Genomic DNA, 20,612 nt, shown 5'->3' with positions numbered 1-20,612 from the left:
GGTGGATTTTTGTATTGGATCATTTTTAAATTTTGCAAAACTGATTTAAAAGAGGAGCAATCAAAATCTAATTGGTCTAGAAACATTTTCATCTTTATAATTACAGTCATACTTTCTCTCTTTATTTCCATTCTTATCAAAAAATAACTTACTTAAAATGAAAAAAATACTATTCTTACTTCCAGTATTAGCACTGGTATCCTGTTATAATGCTGAGCGCAGTTGTAAAGATTTTAAAACCGGAAAATTCAAATTTGAGTTTGAAGTAAACGGCGTAAAAAAAACTACGGTTTTTGAACGCAAAGACAATATTGAAATCGAAACTTTTGAAGGAAAAACCGATACTTCAACTATTCGCTGGGTGAGCGACTGCGAATATGTACTGCAAAAAAAGCATCCAAAAAATATGGCCGAAGAAAAAGCAATCAGCATGAAAATTCTAACCACTACAAAAGATTCTTATACTTTTGAATTTGGTATGGTTGGTTCTGAGGAAAAACAACGCGGTACGGTTTTTAAAATTGACTAAATAATATAAATAAACTCGTTTGATATGGAAGTATTCTTAAATCCTGATGCTTGGATTGCTTTATTGACTCTAACTTTTCTTGAAATTGTTTTAGGAATCGATAACATCATTTTTATATCGATTGTTACGGGCAAACTGCCTGAAGAAGATCGCAAAAAAGCAACCCGAATAGGTTTATTTCTAGCTATGTTCATGCGAATTGCTTTATTGATGGGAATCTCCTATTTAATTGCCATGAAAGCGACAATATTCAGCATTCATTGGGGCTGGTTTGAAGGTGATTTTACTGGACAAGCCGTTATTTTATTCCTTGGAGGTTTATTTTTAATTTATAAAAGCACCAAAGAAATCAGCGAAAAAGTTGACCATAAAGGCGAGGAAGAACAAACAATTAAAACTGCTGCAAAAAAGTCATTTTCGAATGTTATTGTTCAGATTTTATTGATCGATTTAATTTTTTCGGTTGACTCCATTTTGACTGCTGTTGGAATGACAAATGGTGTACATGGCGCACTGACCATTATGATAACTGCAGTTATTATTTCTGTTGCTGTAATGATGTTATTTGCTGTTCCTGTTGGAAACTTCGTAAATAAAAACCCATCCATTCAAATATTAGGACTTTCTTTTCTAATCTTAATTGGATTTATGCTGATTACCGAAAGTATGCACTTATCAAACGCTGCTCTTGCGGGTGAACATATTGGTGCCGTACCAAAAGGCTATTTGTATTTTGCTATCTCATTTTCACTGGCTGTTGAATTTATTAATATGAGAATCCGTAAAAGACAAGCATAAACATAAAATCAAAGTCCCATTTCTTGGGACTTTTTTTATGGTCGCTTTAAAAACATTCCTCACCTCTTCACCTTTACCCCTTTGTACCTCTGCATATTTACAATCAAACCAAAATAATAATCAGGTGTTCCTTTTACATTTCTATTTTATATAGTACATTAGATTTCAAATCTGATGTATGAAAAATACCATTTCACAAAGAGTTGCCGACTTTTTAAAGAACTTCCCTCCTTTTAATTTTTTGCATCCAATGGATCTCGAAAAGCTTTCGGAACAAATCTCTATTGTTTATAAAGATAAAGATGCTGTTATTTTTGCCGAAAATGAAAAAACTCACGATTCCTTCTATGTCGTTCACAAAGGAGCAGTTGCACTCAAAAAAAGTCAAAAAAGCACTGTTTTAGATATGTGTGACGAAGGTGATATTTTTGGATTACGTCCGCTTTTAGCACAGGAAAATTATATTATGGAAGCCGTGGCACACGAAGAAACCATTCTATATGCAATTCCTATAGCCGTTTTTAAACCTTATGCCCTTGAAAATAGAAATATTGGTAATTTCCTGATCGAAAGTTATGCTTCGAACACCAGAAATCCCTATTCAGATATTCATAAAGACAAACTATACGGCGATGATGATTTATTAAATGAAAACCGCCATTCAAATAATGATTCATTTGACTTAGCACCAATAAAATATTCTAAAAAAATTGTCACTTGCAGTCCATCTACAACAGTAAAGGATATCGCAAAAATCATGAATACTAAAAAAGTAGGTGCCATATTGATTGTCGACGAAATGCTGCCAATTGGTATTTTGACAGATAAAGATCTTCGCAATAAAATTGTTACTGGAGATTATTCGATCATGACTACTGCCGAAACAATCATGACAAAGCCAGTAATTACATATCCGAAAAAAATGACAGTTACTGAGGCTCAAATGGCGATGATGAAAAGTAATATCAGTCATTTATGTCTTACCAAAGATGGAACTGTAAATACAAAAGCAGTTGGAATTTTATCGAAACACGATGTAATGGTTGCTCTTGGAAATAACCCGGCAGTTTTGATTAAAGCTTTGAAAAGAGCTAAAAAAACGAAGGAAATAAAACCAATCCGAAATCGTATTATGCAGCTTCTTCAAGGGTATTTAGATCAAAATATTCCAATGACATTGATTTCTAAAATCATAACAGAACTCAATGAAGCCTGCACAACACGTGTAATCGAAATTTGCATCGAAAAAATGAGCAGTCCGCCCCCTGTAAAATTTTCATGGCTGGCTCTAGGAAGTCAAGGACGAGGAGAACAAATGCTGCATACAGATCAAGACAATGCCATTGTATATGAAAATGTTTCAGATGTTTTTAAAGATGAAACTAAAATTTACTTTTTAAAATTTGCTGCATTGGTCAACAAAGGTTTATTTGATATTGGTTATGATTACTGTCCTGCCGAAATGATGGCTTCGAACCCTAAATGGTGCATGAGTCTGGATGAATGGAAAGCTCAAGTACATCATTGGATTACAAATCCAGGGAAAAACGAGGTTTTACTGTCGTTTATTTTCTTTGATTATAGTTTGACGTATGGTGATGCCGAAATTGCAAATCAGCTCTCCGATTTTATTTTTGAAGATCTAAAAGCCAATCCAATATTTTATGTTCATTTAGTAAGCGGTGCATTGCAAAATCCATCTCCAACAGGCTTTTTTAGACAATTTCTTGTAGAGCAAGACGGCGCAAACAAAGATAATTTCGATATTAAAAGACGAGCTTTAATGCCTTTAACAGATGCTGCACGAGTATTAATTTTATCACATTCTGTTAAATCTATCAGCAATACAGCAGAGCGTTTTGAAAAACTCGCAGAATTAGAACCTACTAACAAAGAACTTTATTTATCCTGTTCTTACTCCTTTAAAGCTTTATTAAAATTTAGAACCAAACAAGGGCTTTTGCACCACGATTCAGGTCAATTTATTGCCTTGGAATCTTTATCGAAAATGGAAAAAATTAAACTGAAACGTACTTTTAAAACTATAAAAGAACTTCAAGAACTTATCTCAATACGATTTAATATCTCAAATTTAGTATAACGATGGGTTTATTTAATTTTTGGAAAAAAAACGACGAACTCTTCGATGAAAGCATTACTATCGAAGAAACGCGATTTGTAGTTCTGGATACCGAAACAACAGGATTCGACTATGAAAATGATCGAATTTTATGCATTGGCGCTTTAGTGCTGCAAAACAATATAATTTCTGTTCAGGAAACACTTGAAATTTATCTTCAGCAAGATCATTACGATAAATCGACTGCCCAAATTCACGGAATATTAAGAGATTTTGTTTTACAACGTCCAAGTGAACTAGAAGCTTTGCAGCAGTTTTTAACTTTTTTAGGAGACTCTATTATTGTTGCACATCATACTATTTTTGATATAACAATGATTAACAAAGCATTAGAAAGAAACAATCTGCCACAGTTAACTAATAAAACTTTAGATACGGCGCATTTATACAAGAAAACGCTAATTAAATCCCATTTGTTTGAGCGTAAAGATCATTATACTTTAGACGATCTTGCAGATAAATTTGATATTTCAAAAAAAGACAGACATACGGCTTTGGGCGATGCTTACATCACCGCAATTGCTTTTTTGAAAATTGTAAAAAAATTAAAAGAGAAAAAACAAATTTCTTTAAATCAGCTTTTTAAATAATTTTAAGATTTTATTATTACTCTAAAATTTACATTAGGCTCAAAAATTTACTATTTAGTAATCTTTGACTTATTATTTGTTAGCAATAAGAAAAAATTAACATAACATATATTTTGTTTTTCGAGGATAGCTTTGCCTCAATCAAAAAAAACAAAAACAAATATGAAAACTAATTTTTTAAAATCAGTTGCATTGCTTGGAATTACAGGACTTTCTGTAATTAGCTGTCAAAATGATGACAAAGATTCATCAAAAGATGTAAACGCTGCTATCGACTTTACTTCACACTCAAAAGTTCCTGCTTTTGTATTTCCGATGACAGGTTTTGAAAACCTTAAAATAAGTACTTTAATTGCAAGTTCTGACGTTCTTCCAGATTCTCCTAAATTTGTTTACGGTGCGCAGCCTGATGGTGCTGGATTGATGAAAAATCCAACTGGAGAAGGTTATATTATGATTACAAATCACGAAATCCTTCAATCAGTTTCAAGAGTTTACTTAGACAAAACTTTTAAACCTGTAAAAGGAGATTATCTTGTTGACGGAGTTGGTGGTTTAACACGTTTATGCTCTGCAACTTTAGCAACACCAGAAATTCACGGATTTGGTCCTATCTTTTTAACTGCTGGAGAAAGCGGACAAGAAAGTATGGTTCATGGAATTAACCCGTTAGGACAATCATCAGACAAAAGCAGAACGGATAGAGTTTTACCAGCTTTAGGAAAAGCAAGTATGGAAAATGCAGTTCCGCTTCCAAAAGAAGCTTATCCAGGGAAAACTGTTATCCTAATTGGAGAAGATCAATCGTACGCAACTTCACACGTAAGTGCAGGACAATTGATTATGTATATGAGTTCTACTGTTGGAGATTTAAGTAATGGTAAATTATATGCTTTAAAAAGAACAGACGGGAATCAAGTAGAAACTACAATGAAACTAAACAACTCTTATCCTGTTCAGTTTGTTGAAATTCCGAATGCTAAAAACTTAACTGGTGCTGTAATTAATACAACCGTTAATGACTTAAAAGCAATTCGTTTTTCAAGAGTTGAAGATGTAGATTACAGAAAAGGAAGTGCAAGCAACAACAGAGAAGTTTATTTTACAGCAACTGGTCAAGCAACAAACAATGCTCCTGTTGACGGATATACAATGTGGGGAAGAGTTTATAAACTAAAAATGGACGCTGCAGATCCGCTTAAAGGAACTTTAGAATTGGCTGTTGAAGGTGACAGTACTCCAGGAACGGGAATCATCAACCCAGATAATTTATGTGTAACTGAAAACTTCGTTTACATTCAAGAAGATGGTGACAGCTATTATGCTGATGCTAAACACGATTCGTACATCTGGCAATACAATATCGCTACAAAACAAAACAAACCTTGGTTGAACATGAACCACAAAAGAACAGATACGGCTTGGAACGCTCTTTACAACCAAACTGGTGAAATGAGATTTGGAAGCTGGGAATTTGGAGCAATGGAAGATATATCTGATATCATTGGTGTTCCTGATACTTTTACTGTAAATATTCACCCTCACACTTGGCAGAGCGATGCGTTTAAAAACGCTGATGGTTCTGGAACTCAAACTAACAAAGAGGGCGGACAAACTGTTATTATTAGAAACGTACAACGATAATAAATACAGCCAAAATCTATCAACAACCCTTATTTTCTAGATAAGGGTTGTTTCTATTACAATACTATTATGAAATTAAAGCACTTTACTTTTCTACTTTTGACACTTTGTTTTTTCTTTTCATGTCAAAAAAATGAAGTTTCAAAAACGACCATAAAACAAGATTTATTAGTTGACTTAACCAAGTTAAACAATGAAATTGTAAAATTTCAGAAGCTGATAACAAGTACCTCATCACAAAAAGAAATTGTTGAACAGTTTAAAAAATCACGTCTGGCTTATAAAAAAGTCGAATGGGCAATTGAATACTTTGCACCCGAGACAGCGAGATTTATGAATGGTCCAGCCTTAGACGAAATGGAACTTGAAGAAAACAGATCATTTGAACCACATGGTTTTCAGGTTATCGAAGAAATGATTTATCCAGAATATGATGCTGAAAACAATTCTGATTTAATCAAAGAACTGAATATTTTTCAGTCCAATATTAAACAGCTGAAAAGCACTTTTGAAGTTATTACAATCAGTAACGATTATGCCCTTGACGCCATTCAACAAAATGTTTTTAGAGTTATTACACTTGGAATTACAGGTTTTGACAGTCCCATTTTACAATCTTCAATTCCTGAAGCCGCCGAAAGTTTGATTGTAATTCCAAAATCACTTGAAAAAATTAATGCTGGTAACTCATCATTATCAAAACTAAAGAAATTAACTTTAAAAGCACAGAAGTACTGTACTGAAAACAATAATTTCAATGCTTTTAATCGGGCCTTTTTTATAACGGAATATCTAAATCCGATTTCAAAAAAAATTAAAGCTTTTCAGAAAGAAGAAAATATTAAAAATGTAAAAAAGAGCAGTCCATTAAACCCAACTATTGAAACTTTATTTGATAAAGATGCATTTGATGTCAACGCTTTTGTGCTTTCTGACGAATATAATTTTACGCAAGAAAAAGCTGTTTTAGGAGAAAAATTATTTTATGACAAAGGTCTTTCTAAAAACAATGATCGAAGCTGCGCCTCATGTCATCATCCTGAAAAAGCTTTTACAGACGGCTTAAAAACAAACGTTTCTTTGACGGGTTCGAATTTAGCCCGAAACACTCCTACTCTAACCTATGCTTCTTTACAAAATGCTCAATTCTGGGATATGCGCCAATTAGATTTAGAAAAGCAAAGCGTAGATGTTATTCAAAATAAAGATGAGATGCACGGTTCTATGGAGAATATTCATGCGAAGATTCAATTGGATAATGAATATGTAAAACTATTTAAAAAAGCGTATCCAAAAACCTCAAAACCTGAAGCTTGGCAGATTCAAAATGCTATTGCGAGTTATGTGCGTTCTTTAAATGCTTTTGATTCTCGATTTGATGAATACATGAGAGGAAATAAAAACATCCTTAACAATGAAGAAATAGAAGGAATGAACCTTTTTATGGGAAAAGCAAAATGCGCAACTTGTCATTTTACGCCATTATTTAACGGAACAGTTCCGCCTAGTTATTCTAAAACGGAGCATGAAGTTATTGGAACTCCAAATGAGGCTTCAGGAAAAACATTAAGCCCGGATAAAGGTCGCTATTTGTATAATAAAATGCCGCAATTAGTTGGTGCCTTTAAAACTCCAACTGTACGAAATGCAGCAGTTACAGCTCCATATATGCACAACGGAGTTTTTAAAACGCTGGAAGAAGTAGTTTCTTTTTACAATAAAGGCGGCGGGCAAGGTTTAGGCTACGAAGTCGAAAATCAAACGCTTCCTTTTGATAAATTGAACCTAACTGTAAAGGAAGAAAAAGCTTTAGTTGCTTTTATGAAAACACTCACAGATAAGAAATACCAGTAAAACCAAAATAATTTTCACAACAAAAACGGCCAAAAATCATCTTTTTGGCCGTTTTACATTTAATCAACAAACATTCGATAAGGAAACACATTTGAAGATCTGTTTTTTAGATTCTTCATGAAACTTTCGCATAAATAGCTCCACTCAGAATCCGACAAATGTTGTTTCTCTTCAGGATTTGTTTTAATATAGATATCAACTGTTCGGCTAAAACCTGCTTTTACAGAAATTTCTTTTCGTGTGCCTTTTTCGATTTTTATATCTAAAATCGAACTTTTAAAATGACTAAATCCAAAAGCTTTAATATCAGCAAAAGTTACGATTCTGCCGCGAGTCAGTAAGGCATTTCTATACGCTAGAATTCTGTCTTTATTGCTTTGTTTATTTAAACCGCCGGCTGTATTGGTCATTAGAGTTATACTATTACTTACAAAAGTCAAATCTGAAGATTCTAAAACTGTTCCTGTTTTAACATCATTTCCTTCTTCTGCACAGGTTGACCAATAGTTAATTTGGAACGAATTTTCCATATTTTTTTCAATCTTAGGCTTGATCATTAAATATGGATCATTATTCTTCAAAAAACTACTTTCTTTAGCCTGTTGTTCAACAGATGCCAGAAGCTGACTGATTTGTGACAATGAGCTGGTCATAAAATCTTTTCCTAAGCCTGAAAATGAAGATGTTTCATCTTTAAGCAGATCAAGCAGATTTTGAAGCAGTTCCGAAGCAGTTCTCGAATCAAATCTAGAAACACCGCCTATTCTCAAAACAGCATTTCCTTCTTCTATAACTCCTTCCTTAAACTCTTTTATTTCGTAATGATTATTAAGAGGGTCTATTACTGATTCGATATCGAGATAAATATTATTTCCTGTTTCTAAAGCCACATATGAAAGAAAATTACCTAAGCCCATACTTAAAGAATGGCGCTTTTTATTCATTACTGGAAAACAATTTGCTGTAAAAGAAACATTCTCTATTATTTGAGGAACCAATGACTCTGGAAAAACCAGCTTTATCCAAATGATTGGCTTTGATCCATTGTTTGTAATTTCTTCCAAATATTTACACTCACTTGAATACTCTGAAATTTTTTTATACTTTAATCCTCCTTTTAACGTATAGAAATTATCAAAATAATATTCGTTAATTTCCTGCATGATCTCATTGAGATGCGAATAATTACGATTTATTATATTATCAATATCTAAGCTGTTTAAAGGTACATTATACCCTTCTTCAACTTTAATTTCAATATCGTCATAAAAACATTTTACCTGTTTTAAGTAATAATGAAACATTTCTTTTTGATGGGTATTTTTAATGTCTATGTAAAGCATTAAATCTTCCAATTCTACATTCTCATCATTTAACTCAATACCTAAAACGATTTCTCCTGCCGGCAATGTATGCTTATAATCTTTAACAGCATCTTTATAAAAAAGATTCGAAATTTTAAACATATTTCTCTCGTAAGCTATATAAGCAATGTTACAAGGCGCAAGTTTTACTTCGAGTGTTGGCGAGAGTACTATTTCCTTTATTATAGGTTCGAGAGGATTGTAAATATTATGAATCCTTCGCTTTACAAGCATTTGATTTTGCAGAGAAGTTTTTCTATTATTCTCAGTTGGAAATGCATGCACAACCGCCCTTGCAGGTTTTGCTCCCGAAACAACTTCTGGAAACATAATTTCTAAAACTCTTTCTACAATACGAGTTTTTGAATCTTCCAGTTCATGAGCTACTTTTTCAAGTTCATATGATAATGCATTTAGCATCATAGACACTACAGGATCAAACGATGTCTCCATTTCAACATCTGAAAATCCCCATGATCTTGCTGCTCTTTTTAATACTCTGTCTTTTATTCGTTCTTGTCTCATTGCTTAACTTCTTTAAACTTGTTTAGAATTACTGAATGATTTTATTTAGAGGTCACTATCGCTCTTAAACATATAAATGGGATTTTTTTTCGGCTTACTATTTTTACTTTTCTCCCGAAAATCTGGTTTTCGAAACACAGTCTTAATAACATAACCCTGCCGTTTTAAATTTATAGTACAATTAGAATTTGAGTTTACTTCTATCTCAAAATAACCAATGCTGTCAGTCTTTGTACTGTTATCATTGATGTTTACAACAACATTTTGAATAGGTTTTCCAGTATCAAAATCATAGACATAGCCTGAAAATTTATTATGTGTACAGCTGCATAAAAGAAATGCAATTATGATAAATTTTATTTTCATTTATGGATTTTGTTAATATTTTGCATGTTTTATTTGCAGTCAAAAACAATTACAAGAAAAAACTTATTCTTTCATTTGGAAATTAAATAAGCTTTTTAATCATTCCTCTTTTATTAAAAACTAGACTTTACCAACATACCGCCACACGAAAGGATTCGTGCGGGAGCGGGGTGCTTTTTTACTAGAACTTGCCTTATAAAATCTGCATGGAATTTTCATGCAATTTTCAATATAAACCTGCATAATTCTAATCTGATTTCATATTTAAACCATCACTCTTAACACTTTGAGGTCGATAAGGAAAACAAGGAAGACCTTCATCATACACCAATGAATCTTTTATATAAAGCCTCTTTCCTATAATTTTTCCTTTGTCGTCATGCAGTCTCAATGTGTCTGTAAAATAGCCGTCTTTGGTGTATATTTCAAAATACAATACACCATTGCTGTGAAATTCTTTCCAGAGACCGGTTCCTTTTTTAAAATTGGTTTCGTAGATAACTTTACCATCATTATTGAACTGTCTGAAAACACTATCTCTTAATCCGTTTTTAAAATATTCTTCTCTCCATATTCTTCCTTTAGCGTAGACATTTCCATCTTTATCAAAATCAGCATCGCCACTTAGCCATTTGCCTTGTTTGTAGCTGTTAACTATTTTTCCAAAACGTTCTCCTCCTTCATCAAACACATCTTGATTATATATATTGCCATATTTTATATCTTCATTCGGAAAATCTTCATATATATAATTACTATAATTATTATAATTTCTAGTAAATTCTGGTTTTATAGGTTCTAACAAAATAGGATGTCTTTTACAGGCAATTTTGTTATTACAAAGCCATTTTGGATGATTTGGATAATTAATAGATGTACAAGAAATATTGAATATTACCATTAGAATAAAAAATATTAAGTTTCGTTTCATTTTTTTTTCGGTTTTACAACTATGTATCTATATAATTTTGCATATCACTACGCATTACCCGATAGCGCGGATTTGCAATCCGTGCCCGCAAAGATTGGTTTGTACTTTGTTTTAGTAACATCTATTATGTCAAACTGTTGTGGGCACGGATTACAAATCCGCGCTATCGTAAAGTTTAGATATATCAGCGCCATCAGGGTTTGAACTTATCCTTAATTCAAAGTGACTTTAAAGAATTATTAACATAGTTTAATTTTTCAAGTTTTTTTATTTCCTTTATTAATTGATTAAAGGGATCAACTTAATTCTATCTCCAAATTTTAAATTAAAGTTCTTAAAATTTCTTTTTAGTAATCTATTTACCAGGACCACCTATTCCAGCTTTATTCCATATTTCTTCATCTAAAAAAGTACCATTTCTATCATATTTTCTAATCTCGGTTTTGTCAGGAGTTTCAATTGTTATTGTTTTATCGCCATTTGCGGAAATTGTTATTATCTCTATTGTATCTTCACAATAATAAATATCACTGTCATTAATCATATTATCTGTTGAATCATAGAGTGTAGATTTACTTATAAAACCATTACTAACTATGTGTTTAATCGTATATATTTTACCATTTTCCATAAATTTTTGATCTAATTTTCCATCAACTTTGCCAACTTTATTTACTGAAAATTTTGAAAAAAAATCACCGTCTGTAATTATGTAATTTCCACTTTTTAATATTGTATCTCGGGCAAGATCATAGCGATTCTTGTATTTGCTACCAAGAACATTGACCTTAAAGGTTATAGAATTAATACTAACATGAACAAATTCACGATTTAAGGGGAAGAAATTAATATTTTTTTCTTGAGAGAAAACGAACTGTTGTGTTAAAAACACGAATGCAATTATAAATTTCATATTTTTTAGTCTTTAATTTATTTTGCAAAATATGTTACTATATTTTGCAAAGTTGATGTTTTTAATTCTGTTTAGTAGCACGATAAATTTTATGTAGCCTTTTACCAGTTTATTTTTTTTGAAGTATAAAAATTCTCATCCTTACCTCTCATTGCCTTAAAATCAATTGAATCTTGGACTTTTTTTAAACTATTTATTATATCCTTGTTTTCAATTCTAAATTTATCATACGTTACCAATTTTACAGTGTCACCAATTTTTAAATAATCAATTGACTTATTAATTTTATACTTTTTAAGTAGATTATTAGCTTCATCTTTAGAAATTAGGCGATTTCTTTCTTTAATAATTATATCGATAAACTCGTCCTTAGGGATTTCATCAAAATTTAAATTATAAATTAGTTTTAATTTGTTTTTTTTATTACAAACCTGATAATCAGTAATGTCATCTAGAATAACTTTTCCATTTGCACGATAACGCCAAACTATGTAGCCCACATTAGAAGAATTTATAATAATTCTAAATTCAGTAGGAATACTTAAAACTACGCTGTCTGTCATTGAAGGATTTTTCAAACTTGGTATAAGTGTTACCATTTCTTTTGAATCTATTTGTTTAACTTCTATAGGTTCTTTAGTTTGGCAAGAGATAAATAATGACAAGAGAATTAAAAGTAAAAATCTATGTCTTGTTTTCATGGTTCTGTTTATTAGCTTATAAAAATAGTATCTATGTATGTTAAATATTTATGGGTGTTTTCATCTTCTTTTGTGTAATGCAATAAGGTGAATATAAATTGACTTTTGTCGTAATTACTTTCTATATAATTTTTTTCTTTTAAATCAGTCAACTCTTTTAAAGTTTTAATTTCACCCTTTAATAATTTATCTAATATTTTTTGGTCAATTTCTAAACACTTATAATCTCCATATTTATCTGTATTAAACATTTCAGAACGTGCTAACTCATAAATACCTTGAATGCCTTTATCTTTAGCTTTTTCAACGTCATACTCAACAATATCATCCCATACTTTTTCAATAGGTTTACTAATACTCGGATAAACCACAGCATCCCGATAGCGCGGATTTGCAATCCGTGCCCGCAAAGATTGGTTTGTACTTTGTTTTAGTAACATCTATTATGTCAAACTGTTGTGGGCACGGATTACAAATCCGCGCTATTGTAAAGTTTAGATATATCAGCGCCATCAGGGTGTTATACGAGCGAGGACATAATAATTATCTATAATTATTGATGAAAGAAAATTGAAAACTTCTGTCTTTATTTTTCTTTTCTTTAAAAAGGCACTCGCTCTCAAACGAATCCCTTCGTGTGTGGCACGTTGCGCTTAAAACAGCAAATACAATAAACTTTTTTTCTACTTTCTTTTTGTGTTACTATATATTTCTAATCTATATGCGACTTTCAGCATATAGCCACACGAAAGGATTCGTACGGTAGCAGGGCTATCGGGGCGTGGCATTATTCTCTAATTATCAAAAAGAAATTCAAAATCTAAAAAATTATCTTTAACATTATTTGGATCATAATAAAAACTTAATTCTTTTTGTATTGCTAGTTTCATTCGAAGTATCTCAGGTTCCATATCTATTCTATACTCTTCTCTAAAATGAACATTATCAAATACCTTTGTAAGAGTTAACACATTAAGATTCACATCTACATATTCATTATGCGAATTTCTACCAGTCCCCACCTCAACCTCCTCTACCCAACAGTTTGTTTTTATCTCAAGCTCATTATAACTAACATGTATTCTTTTCCCAATTTTTCTAAGTCTAGTTCGAGCTTCTTCACCCTCATTTATTAATTTATTCTCCTCATCTTTAGCAATTCCCCTCAAAATAAAAGCTATAAAAAGTGAAACAATTATACCAACCCAACCTATACTATGATTGCTATGGTATAAAAAAATAATTATTTTTAACACAATACTTCTTTTTTTAAATTATAGAATTTCATCGTTATTTAATTTTTGTTTCTTTACTTTTCATTTAAATAAGGTTTTACCTTTAAACTTACTTATAAAGAATTAATTGAAACTACATGTTTACATCGTACCATTCTACTCTCTGACGAAGTCGAAAGTTTTCCTGACCACGAATTCTCGCAAGAAAATAAATTTTGTCTCCCGATTTTTCGTAATCATTAATTGGCTCATTATTATCTTCTCTAAATTTATCACATGATACTAATTCTATAATATCACCTGATTTTAAATTGTCTATGGACTTGAAAATATGATACTTTTTCAATAATTCCTTTGTTTCTTGTTCAGACAATAGATGTCTTTTATTTTTGATTAATAAATTTATTTTTTGATTTATCGGAAATATAGTATCAGTAGAATCTTTTGGTACAATTTTAAAAATTTGTTTTGTTTTATCTATTTTATTATAAACCTCAAAATCAAAATAATCTTTATCTAAAACTCTTCTATCTATATAATAAATCCAAGAAATAGAATTAATGCTTGAATTTATTGTAATTTCAAATTCAACAGGAATACTTAATAAAAAACACCTTTTCAAAGTTTTTTCCTCAATGTAACTACCTTCAATAGTTACTTTTTCATTAGTACTAATCTGTTTTACTTCGATAGGATTTTTTTTCTTACATGATAACATCAAAAAACATGTAAAAAAATACAAATAGATGTGCTTCATAGCTTAATATATATTCAAAAGCTCTTTATTTTTTAATTTTTATTACCAATGTATTTTAAAATCATGCGAATTAAAAAACTCTTCTCCTTTACAACTTGTAGTAATTCTAATTTTATCATCAACTCTTCTTAATTCCTTTAAAATTTTAATATTATCTTTTCTAAATTTATCATAGGAAATTAAGTATATAGTATCTCCATTTTTTAAATTGCTCAAAGATTTTCTTTTATTATACTTTGTTAATAATTCTTGAGCATCATTTTTTGAAATTAAATGATTTCTCTCTCTAATAACAATCGAAAAGGTGTTCTTAGACATTAAGTATGGTTTAAAATCAAATATTGGCTTATTACTAGCTTTATCATATACAATATATTCAGATACCATACTTAAATACTTCTTATTTATAAAATAATCAATATCTAAATATTTTAAATTCAAATTATTAATTGTTATTTGGTATTCATTTGGCAAGCTTATCAGCAAACTATCTTTTAATGGTGACCTTTTAGAATCTAATGCCAATAAGACTTGTTCGTTAGAAACAACTTCCCTTAAAAAATATGATTCCTTTTTTTTGCAAGAACTTATAAGGAGCGTTACAACACACATATATATAAAATATTTCATCATAATTAATTTATAAAAATACAATCGATTATTATTTTAGTCGTTTTATCAACTTCATCATTTTTTTTATAATAAAAAACATCATATAGTTGAGACTCTGATTGATTTTTGGAATAAAAAGCTATCATATCTTCTAAATTTTTAAAATCACCTCGAAATAATTTATTCAAAGTCGTTTGATTTATTTTAAACATTTTAAATGCATAACGTTTTTCTTTTCCTCCACTACTTTGCAAAAATTCATTAATCCCTTTAATCCCTTTATCCTTAGCTTTTTCGGCCAAATCATGAACTGGAATATCCCAAGATTCTTTTATTGACTCTAACAGTTCTGGTGCAACTACTGCCATTAAAAAATCTGCAGGCGCAAAACCTATCATTATTGTTTCCGGATGTTCATCCATAGCATATTTAAGTACATCAGAAAAACCAAAAATACTTACCAAATCTCTCGAGGCATTGGCCACTTTGTTAAAAAGACCAACGTCTTTAAAATAATCCAACTGGCTTATTCCTTTTGTAGTAACTAGTTTGCCTTCTTTTCTGTAACCAAAATTAGCAGCTTTAGTAATGGTGTAGAGGTCTCCGCTGTTATCAAAAACTGGTTTTGTATATATCCTTCGGCTAAATTCTATTTTACCTAAATTATTTGCTAGATAACCTTTTTCAAGCTGTTGAACTGCAATAGTATGCTGTACTTTGTCTCTGTATTTTTGCACTACTTCACCAACACTTCCATAAAACTCACTTTTTAGTTTGTTTTTTATCTCTTGAAGCTCACTTTCTAAAAGTTTATTTGATTCATTAATTAATCCAATTCCTGCCGAGAAAACAACAATATTACCATCTGCAGTTCGTATTTCAGGGAAACCATAATCTCTGTAAGCGGGTTTTATTATTAGTGTTTTTTCAGAAAAATAAACTCTTAACAAAAATCTTTCAGAATTCCATTCGATGCCGTTATAATTCCACTTCCAATAAAAATCTAAACAGCCATCGGTCAGCATTCCTTTTTCTGCTGCAATATCATCACTCCATGCAGGATCAAGAAGCAATTCAATCGTTATTCTTTTTTTTCCATTTACTTCCCTAACTTTTCCTTTTACAAAAACTTTTTTTCCATTAAACTTATCATCATCAGGATTAAAACAATCATGAAACAAGAACATATCAAAATCCCACAGTTGGAAAACAATTTCGGTACCTGTTGGTACTTTATTACTAACATTTAAATGAAAATAAATGGTCTCGTCTAAAGAAGCTTTCGGTCCTCTGGAATCTCTCTTCAAATATTTCTCGCCTTCATAATCATAAGTATACCATCCTGTTGCAAAAAACTTATCATTTTCTTCTTGCCAGTCATAATCACCAACGTGAACACCTTCTTCAACACCATGAAAATTAACTTTTTTGGCTGCTGAAAAAGTAACATCGCCTTTTGTGGCAATTATGTTCATATCGCCTTTAGAAGTCCAATTAGATTCGCCTAAAATAATACGGGTTATTTTTCTTCCTTCACTCATATTTAAAAGAAATTAGAATTTTCACCCGAATTGGTACTTATTTTTTTCTGTCCCTGTACATTAATATTATCATCTGTTGCGTGTTTTTGAATAGCACCTGCCTGTTCTTGTATAATCTCAGCATGGGAATTTCTTTTTCCTACGGCAGATTCATTTATATCAAATGCAGTAAGATTATAATCTCCAACAGCGCTTTGTGTCATAATTCCGCCTGCTTTACTTGTATGATTTACTCCTGCAGTCTCTGAAATATCCTGTCCCGCACTAGATGTTATATCTCTTCCTGCCGTCATAACAATATCCTCACCTGCCTCAAATTCTATATTTTTAGGAGCTTTAAACCTAATGTTTCCGTCTCCATGAATCACGGCAATTGTTTCGCCTTTTTGGCTTTCTATTGTTATGTCGCCTGTATCATCATCAGTAATAATTCTGTTTCCGCTTCGACTATGCATTACTGCCTTTATATCATTATTCGGCGTACTATAACCGCTTTTCTCTTTTCTGCTGGTCATAGTTCCTACTACAATAGGCAGTTCGGCATTATTGCCCTGAAAATCTACAAAAACCGTATCGCCTATTTCGGGGATAATGTGAGAGCCTCTGGCATCGCCTCCGTAGTTTTGCATTAATGGTATATAAGGAGTAGTTTGTCCTTTGGCTTCCTGCCATGGCATCTGCACCTGTACAGCGCTGAGTCCGTCAGGGTCTGCGTTTGCTGTTACCACAGCGGTCTGGCTCTGGCAGTATGGCACTAAATCTGGGTCTGTTTCTGCTGAAAATACCGAATTGTTGAAATTTATGGCAGTGAATTGGTTTTCGTAGCCTCCACCATCATCACATATATGTCTGATATGGGTAACTCTATAAGCGCTCTCGAGCTGCATATCGACACCGCTAATTCTTACTTTGTTTCCTATAGTAATGCCGGGAACTTCGCTTGATGCTGTAACCTCCATCAATCGACTTAAAACGGCACGCATTTTATTTTTGGTGTATTCTTCTGAAGTTGTTCTCGCGTATCCGCCAACAGGGTTCTGGTTAAGCTGTATTACGGTTTCTTTATTAAAAACTTTGTTGCCTTTATTTAAAAAGTTCTGTTGAAATCCGTCGGTTTCTTTTCGGTATTCTAAGGTTTCGTCGGTTCTGTATTCTCCCTCTCGGTTGTCATTTTCTATGGTTTTAAACATGGCAGGTATTAATTTCATAGTATAATTAAAATCCTGCATGTTTACGCCATAGACTAATTCTGGCTGTCCGCCCACTCCTCCGGGAGTGCCGAAAACGGTAGTGCGTCCGTTATAATAAAACCACTGCCCGTTTCTTTTGGCCAAACGGTTTAAAAAGCTGAAATTACTTTCATTGTACTGCACTGTATACGGCAGATTATCTTTATAAAAAGGCCTTACATCCATATCAATGTCAGAACCTTCTTTTACTTTATTTACAATATCGGCCAAAGGCATGCCGATAAAAGAATTGCATTCGGGTCCGTTTTCTAAAACTATGGTAGAGCTGCTTCCTTTTATCAGAATAGTTTCTTCCATATCCTTAATACGGGATTTCTGCAGCTGGACTTCGGTTACCACACCATAAAACTGCAAGACATAATCGTTGGGATCTGCCCCTATCATAAAGTCTTCCAGTCCGTCTATAGGTTTTATCTCAATGCTTATTTTTTCACCGTACAGCTGTTGTGAAAAAGGCATAACGCTTCTTAATTCTTCTACCAATAAATCCTGCCTTACTTCAAATGAAAAACTGTGATGGTCGTGAATAGTCTGGATAATTTCTAAACTGCTGAAATTCGAAATGCTGATTCCGCCAACTTTAATGGTGGTAACTGTCTGTAATGCCATTTTGATTTGCTTTTAAAGGGTTATATATTTTTCCAGTTATTCTCGAAAAGTGTATTGCCTATTTTCACTTCATTTGATGAAAGTAAAATTTCGGTGATCATAGGAACTGTTCCTTCACTTTTAAAACTTTTACGAAATGATATACAATATGCTTTTTTAAAAGTCACATTTTTCATGGTGCTCATGGCATCTCTTCTGTAAAAAATTACTTTACCATCTTTTACACTGGTCTGAGATACCATCCAATCTGAAAACAAATCAGTTTGAGTGCTTTCTACCACCAGCTTTATTTGCCCGCCTTTTGTTTTATTAGCAGGTTTTCCATTATTGTCTACATTTTGAGTAAAATGAACATCAAACTCTAAAACATTAAAAATCTCATTGTCTAATTCTAATTTGGCTAAAAAACTCATGTTTATATTTTTTAATTTTTGATTGAAAAAATTTGACCTGATTGGTCGCTTAGATAATAAAAAAGGAAGTCCTTTAAAAAGACTTCCTTTAATAGTTTTCAAGCTTAATCAAGTTTGATAAAGTCTTTAAGTATTATACCCAAGCATTATCAAACTCGCCTCCGCCCATCGAAATTTTACGAGCAGAAATCATAAAAGTCTCCGTTAACGGATTCTCACTGTTATGATCAAAGTTTTCTTTGTACTTAACCATGTAAGCTTCTGTAAATTTCAACTCTTTCAGAGTAGCATTTGAATCACGTTTAATGAATTTTACCGACCCGTCTTTTCTTTCGAAATTGTTAGTCATCCATTCAAACAATTCAGTGCTTCCTGTTGATTCTACTTCGATCATGATTCTTCCTCCACGTGTTACCGTAGAAGGACGCCCAGAAGCATCTGTTTCCTGAGCTAAATCATAACTTACGTTAAGCACTTTGTAATCTTTTCCTGCAACTGTCAATGATGTTAAAAACGACATAATAAAAATTTTTAGTTATTAATTTATTTATTCATATTGTAAATATATAAATTATTTCTTACTTTTAATTATAAATATTTAAAATTAATATTACAAATTTAAAACTGCAGATTACAAAGCTCATAATGAGGTTTTCTTACAAAGAAATTATTGATAAGACAGTGGACCAACAAAAAAATAGCCTCGGAAATCAAAATTTCTATTGGTACTTTTGATAGTTGCTGTAATAATTATGTCAACTTTTTTTTTAGTTCTTCGCACATTATCAACAAAAAAGAATTTTTCTGTCAATTCTACTACAAGTTCTACTACCTTAATTCTATTTTCATGCAAAAGCAATGATTGTTTCATTGTTTTTGAAATGATTTCTTTCAATTCATTTTCATTCATCAATAAATCAAAATCAATTTCCCAGATTCGCGACCCAAAAGTTTCGTCAAATTTGCATTCTCCAAAAGTGGTTGTGGCTAATAATATTATCTGTTGCGCTATCGAATGTTCTATTGATGTTTTTTCAAGTTCTTTTTTTTGAACGATTGCATTAAAATCAATGGGCAGTTTGTAAAAAGCTCCTTTCATCTTTGTGTTCTTTTTAAATGTAAATCAGCTTTTCTGTTTGTCCTTGTTTATTAGTTTCTACAGCTTTAGAAACCGTTTTTCGTTTTATAATATGAAGTTTTACTTTGGGTGTAAGCTTCAAAAATTTTTCACGATACAAAATGTCTCCAATAAAACGCTGTCCTTTGTTTTCATCAACGATTACAAAATAACTTGTTCCTTTTTGCATTTTAAGATGGTTAACATCACCAGCAAAAACCTGAATATGCTGCTCTTCGTTTTGAAAGGTATATGTTAACTCGTCATGGCTTAATTTTCTGTATTTTGAAACATCATAAGTTTCAACAGCTTCTCTTAAAGGTTCAAAAGCAATATTTTCGAATAGAAAATTCTTTGTTTCTAAAAATTTGAGTCCTAAGAAACTCCACAGACCTTTTTTTGTTTTTTGCTCTTTAAAAAAATAGGTATCTCGAGTTACCTTATAAATTTCTTTTTCTTCTGTTTTATCATCTGTAACTATCATTTGATAGGTTGGAATTTCGATTTCAGCAGGAACTTTTGACTCTCCTAAATTGGTTTTTAAATTTATAGTTCCAATCTGCTTTTCAGAAATTACGATACTGATAGTATGCTGTTTTAAAGCTGAATCTGTTCTTACTACAACCTCTCCTTCCCCATCTCCGGCGTAAAAAACGGAACCTTTATTATCTGTTAAGCCTAATGAAAGATTTAATTCAGGAATTGACATATTTTTTAAATTTT

The 20,612-nt window shown here is 31.7% G+C and carries 20 protein-coding genes; 6 read left to right on the top strand and 14 right to left on the bottom strand.

The genetic code is table 11. The annotated features are described in order from the left end of the window. The first annotated feature begins 157 nt into the window (after positions 1–157). The 6 genes from ACHRVL_RS08200 (at position 158) to ACHRVL_RS08175 (ending at position 7,555) form a co-directional block, all read left to right on the top strand. Positions 158–529: a DNA topoisomerase IV gene (locus ACHRVL_RS08200; RefSeq protein ID WP_395411770.1), complete on the top strand. Its 372-nt coding sequence runs from the start codon at positions 158–160 to the stop codon at positions 527–529. Between the two features lie 24 nt (positions 530–553). Further along, positions 554–1,327: a TerC family protein gene (locus ACHRVL_RS08195; protein WP_395411768.1), complete on the top strand. Its 774-nt coding sequence runs from the start codon at positions 554–556 to the stop codon at positions 1,325–1,327. A 178-nt stretch (positions 1,328–1,505) separates the two neighbouring features. Further along, positions 1,506–3,428: a DUF294 nucleotidyltransferase-like domain-containing protein gene (locus ACHRVL_RS08190; RefSeq protein ID WP_395411766.1), complete on the top strand. Its 1,923-nt coding sequence runs from the start codon at positions 1,506–1,508 to the stop codon at positions 3,426–3,428. A 2-nt stretch (positions 3,429–3,430) separates the two neighbouring features. After that, positions 3,431–4,057, top strand: a complete 627-nt coding sequence (locus tag ACHRVL_RS08185; protein WP_395411765.1) for a PolC-type DNA polymerase III — start codon at positions 3,431–3,433, stop codon at positions 4,055–4,057. Between the two features lie 162 nt (positions 4,058–4,219). Continuing rightward, entirely contained in the window at positions 4,220–5,701 is a 1,482-nt protein-coding gene (locus ACHRVL_RS08180) for a hypothetical protein (protein ID WP_395411764.1), read from the top strand. 69 nt (positions 5,702–5,770) lie between these two features. Further along, on the top strand, positions 5,771–7,555 hold the full coding sequence (locus tag ACHRVL_RS08175) for a cytochrome-c peroxidase (RefSeq protein ID WP_395411762.1): 1,785 nt from the start codon (positions 5,771–5,773) through the stop codon (positions 7,553–7,555). Positions 7,556–7,614: 59 nt separating this feature from the next. Here ACHRVL_RS08175 and ACHRVL_RS08170 read toward each other — a convergent pair whose 3' ends face one another. The 14 genes from ACHRVL_RS08170 to ACHRVL_RS08105 form a co-directional block, all read right to left on the bottom strand. After that, positions 7,615–9,444: a type VI secretion system baseplate subunit TssF gene (locus tag ACHRVL_RS08170; RefSeq protein WP_395411760.1), complete on the bottom strand. Its 1,830-nt coding sequence runs from the start codon at positions 9,442–9,444 to the stop codon at positions 7,615–7,617. A 613-nt stretch (positions 9,445–10,057) separates the two neighbouring features. Further along, on the bottom strand, positions 10,058–10,741 hold the full coding sequence (locus ACHRVL_RS08165) for a toxin-antitoxin system YwqK family antitoxin (protein WP_395411758.1): 684 nt from the start codon (positions 10,739–10,741) through the stop codon (positions 10,058–10,060). 355 nt (positions 10,742–11,096) lie between these two features. Then, a complete protein-coding gene (locus ACHRVL_RS08160; RefSeq protein ID WP_395411756.1) occupies positions 11,097–11,654 on the bottom strand; it encodes a hypothetical protein in 558 nt (185 codons plus the stop codon). Positions 11,655–11,755: 101 nt separating this feature from the next. Next, the gene (locus tag ACHRVL_RS08155) at positions 11,756–12,355 is read right to left on the bottom strand and encodes a hypothetical protein (RefSeq protein ID WP_395411753.1); all 600 of its coding nucleotides are present in this window, start codon (positions 12,353–12,355) and stop codon (positions 11,756–11,758) included. Between the two features lie 11 nt (positions 12,356–12,366). Then, positions 12,367–12,795, bottom strand: coding sequence for a hypothetical protein (locus tag ACHRVL_RS08150; protein ID WP_395411752.1), 429 nt, complete (start codon positions 12,793–12,795; stop codon positions 12,367–12,369). Positions 12,796–13,149: 354 nt separating this feature from the next. After that, a complete protein-coding gene (locus ACHRVL_RS08145; protein WP_395411749.1) occupies positions 13,150–13,611 on the bottom strand; it encodes a hypothetical protein in 462 nt (153 codons plus the stop codon). 112 nt (positions 13,612–13,723) lie between these two features. Then, positions 13,724–14,308, bottom strand: a complete 585-nt coding sequence (locus ACHRVL_RS08140) for a hypothetical protein (protein ID WP_395411747.1) — start codon at positions 14,306–14,308, stop codon at positions 13,724–13,726. Positions 14,309–14,389: 81 nt separating this feature from the next. Continuing rightward, the gene (locus ACHRVL_RS08135) at positions 14,390–14,980 is read right to left on the bottom strand and encodes a hypothetical protein (protein WP_395411746.1); all 591 of its coding nucleotides are present in this window, start codon (positions 14,978–14,980) and stop codon (positions 14,390–14,392) included. Positions 14,981–14,982: 2 nt separating this feature from the next. Then, a complete protein-coding gene (locus ACHRVL_RS08130; RefSeq protein ID WP_395411743.1) occupies positions 14,983–16,500 on the bottom strand; it encodes a hypothetical protein in 1,518 nt (505 codons plus the stop codon). Between the two features lie 2 nt (positions 16,501–16,502). Beyond that, the gene (locus ACHRVL_RS08125) at positions 16,503–18,359 is read right to left on the bottom strand and encodes a phage baseplate assembly protein V (RefSeq protein WP_395411741.1); all 1,857 of its coding nucleotides are present in this window, start codon (positions 18,357–18,359) and stop codon (positions 16,503–16,505) included. Positions 18,360–18,379: 20 nt separating this feature from the next. Then, the gene (gene tssD / locus ACHRVL_RS08120; RefSeq protein ID WP_395411739.1) at positions 18,380–18,772 is read right to left on the bottom strand and encodes a type VI secretion system tube protein TssD; all 393 of its coding nucleotides are present in this window, start codon (positions 18,770–18,772) and stop codon (positions 18,380–18,382) included. A gap of 133 nt (positions 18,773–18,905) precedes the next feature. Continuing rightward, positions 18,906–19,292, bottom strand: a complete 387-nt coding sequence (tssD, locus tag ACHRVL_RS08115; protein WP_012025247.1) for a type VI secretion system tube protein TssD — start codon at positions 19,290–19,292, stop codon at positions 18,906–18,908. 147 nt (positions 19,293–19,439) lie between these two features. Beyond that, positions 19,440–19,871 (bottom strand): GPW/gp25 family protein, encoded by a 432-nt coding sequence (locus ACHRVL_RS08110; protein WP_395411737.1) that lies wholly within the window; start codon positions 19,869–19,871, stop codon positions 19,440–19,442. Between the two features lie 13 nt (positions 19,872–19,884). Further along, a complete protein-coding gene (locus tag ACHRVL_RS08105) occupies positions 19,885–20,598 on the bottom strand; it encodes a hypothetical protein (protein WP_395411736.1) in 714 nt (237 codons plus the stop codon). Positions 20,599–20,612 lie beyond the last annotated feature (14 nt).

The organism is Flavobacterium sp. FlaQc-28 (assembly GCF_044007415.1).
GTDB lineage: Bacteria > Bacteroidota > Bacteroidia > Flavobacteriales > Flavobacteriaceae > Flavobacterium.
This window is presented reverse-complemented; position numbering and strand designations above follow the sequence as displayed.

Coding starts and splice junctions, on each gene's coding strand:
- ACHRVL_RS08200 (WP_395411770.1), top strand. CDS start 158: ATGAAAAAAATACTATTCTTACTTCCAGTATTAGCACTGGTATCCTGT.
- ACHRVL_RS08195 (WP_395411768.1), top strand. CDS start 554: ATGGAAGTATTCTTAAATCCTGATGCTTGGATTGCTTTATTGACTCTA.
- ACHRVL_RS08190 (WP_395411766.1), top strand. CDS start 1,506: ATGAAAAATACCATTTCACAAAGAGTTGCCGACTTTTTAAAGAACTTC.
- ACHRVL_RS08185 (WP_395411765.1), top strand. CDS start 3,431: ATGGGTTTATTTAATTTTTGGAAAAAAAACGACGAACTCTTCGATGAA.
- ACHRVL_RS08180 (WP_395411764.1), top strand. CDS start 4,220: ATGAAAACTAATTTTTTAAAATCAGTTGCATTGCTTGGAATTACAGGA.
- ACHRVL_RS08175 (WP_395411762.1), top strand. CDS start 5,771: ATGAAATTAAAGCACTTTACTTTTCTACTTTTGACACTTTGTTTTTTC.
- ACHRVL_RS08170 (WP_395411760.1), bottom strand. CDS start 9,444: ATGAGACAAGAACGAATAAAAGACAGAGTATTAAAAAGAGCAGCAAGA.
- ACHRVL_RS08165 (WP_395411758.1), bottom strand. CDS start 10,741: ATGAAACGAAACTTAATATTTTTTATTCTAATGGTAATATTCAATATT.
- ACHRVL_RS08160 (WP_395411756.1), bottom strand. CDS start 11,654: ATGAAATTTATAATTGCATTCGTGTTTTTAACACAACAGTTCGTTTTC.
- ACHRVL_RS08155 (WP_395411753.1), bottom strand. CDS start 12,355: ATGAAAACAAGACATAGATTTTTACTTTTAATTCTCTTGTCATTATTT.
- ACHRVL_RS08150 (WP_395411752.1), bottom strand. CDS start 12,795: ATGTTACTAAAACAAAGTACAAACCAATCTTTGCGGGCACGGATTGCA.
- ACHRVL_RS08140 (WP_395411747.1), bottom strand. CDS start 14,308: ATGTTATCATGTAAGAAAAAAAATCCTATCGAAGTAAAACAGATTAGT.
- ACHRVL_RS08135 (WP_395411746.1), bottom strand. CDS start 14,980: ATGATGAAATATTTTATATATATGTGTGTTGTAACGCTCCTTATAAGT.
- ACHRVL_RS08130 (WP_395411743.1), bottom strand. CDS start 16,500: ATGAGTGAAGGAAGAAAAATAACCCGTATTATTTTAGGCGAATCTAAT.
- ACHRVL_RS08125 (WP_395411741.1), bottom strand. CDS start 18,359: ATGGCATTACAGACAGTTACCACCATTAAAGTTGGCGGAATCAGCATT.
- tssD (WP_395411739.1), bottom strand. CDS start 18,772: ATGAGTTTTTTAGCCAAATTAGAATTAGACAATGAGATTTTTAATGTT.
- tssD (WP_012025247.1), bottom strand. CDS start 19,292: ATGTCGTTTTTAACATCATTGACAGTTGCAGGAAAAGATTACAAAGTG.
- ACHRVL_RS08110 (WP_395411737.1), bottom strand. CDS start 19,871: ATGAAAGGAGCTTTTTACAAACTGCCCATTGATTTTAATGCAATCGTT.
- ACHRVL_RS08105 (WP_395411736.1), bottom strand. CDS start 20,598: ATGTCAATTCCTGAATTAAATCTTTCATTAGGCTTAACAGATAATAAA.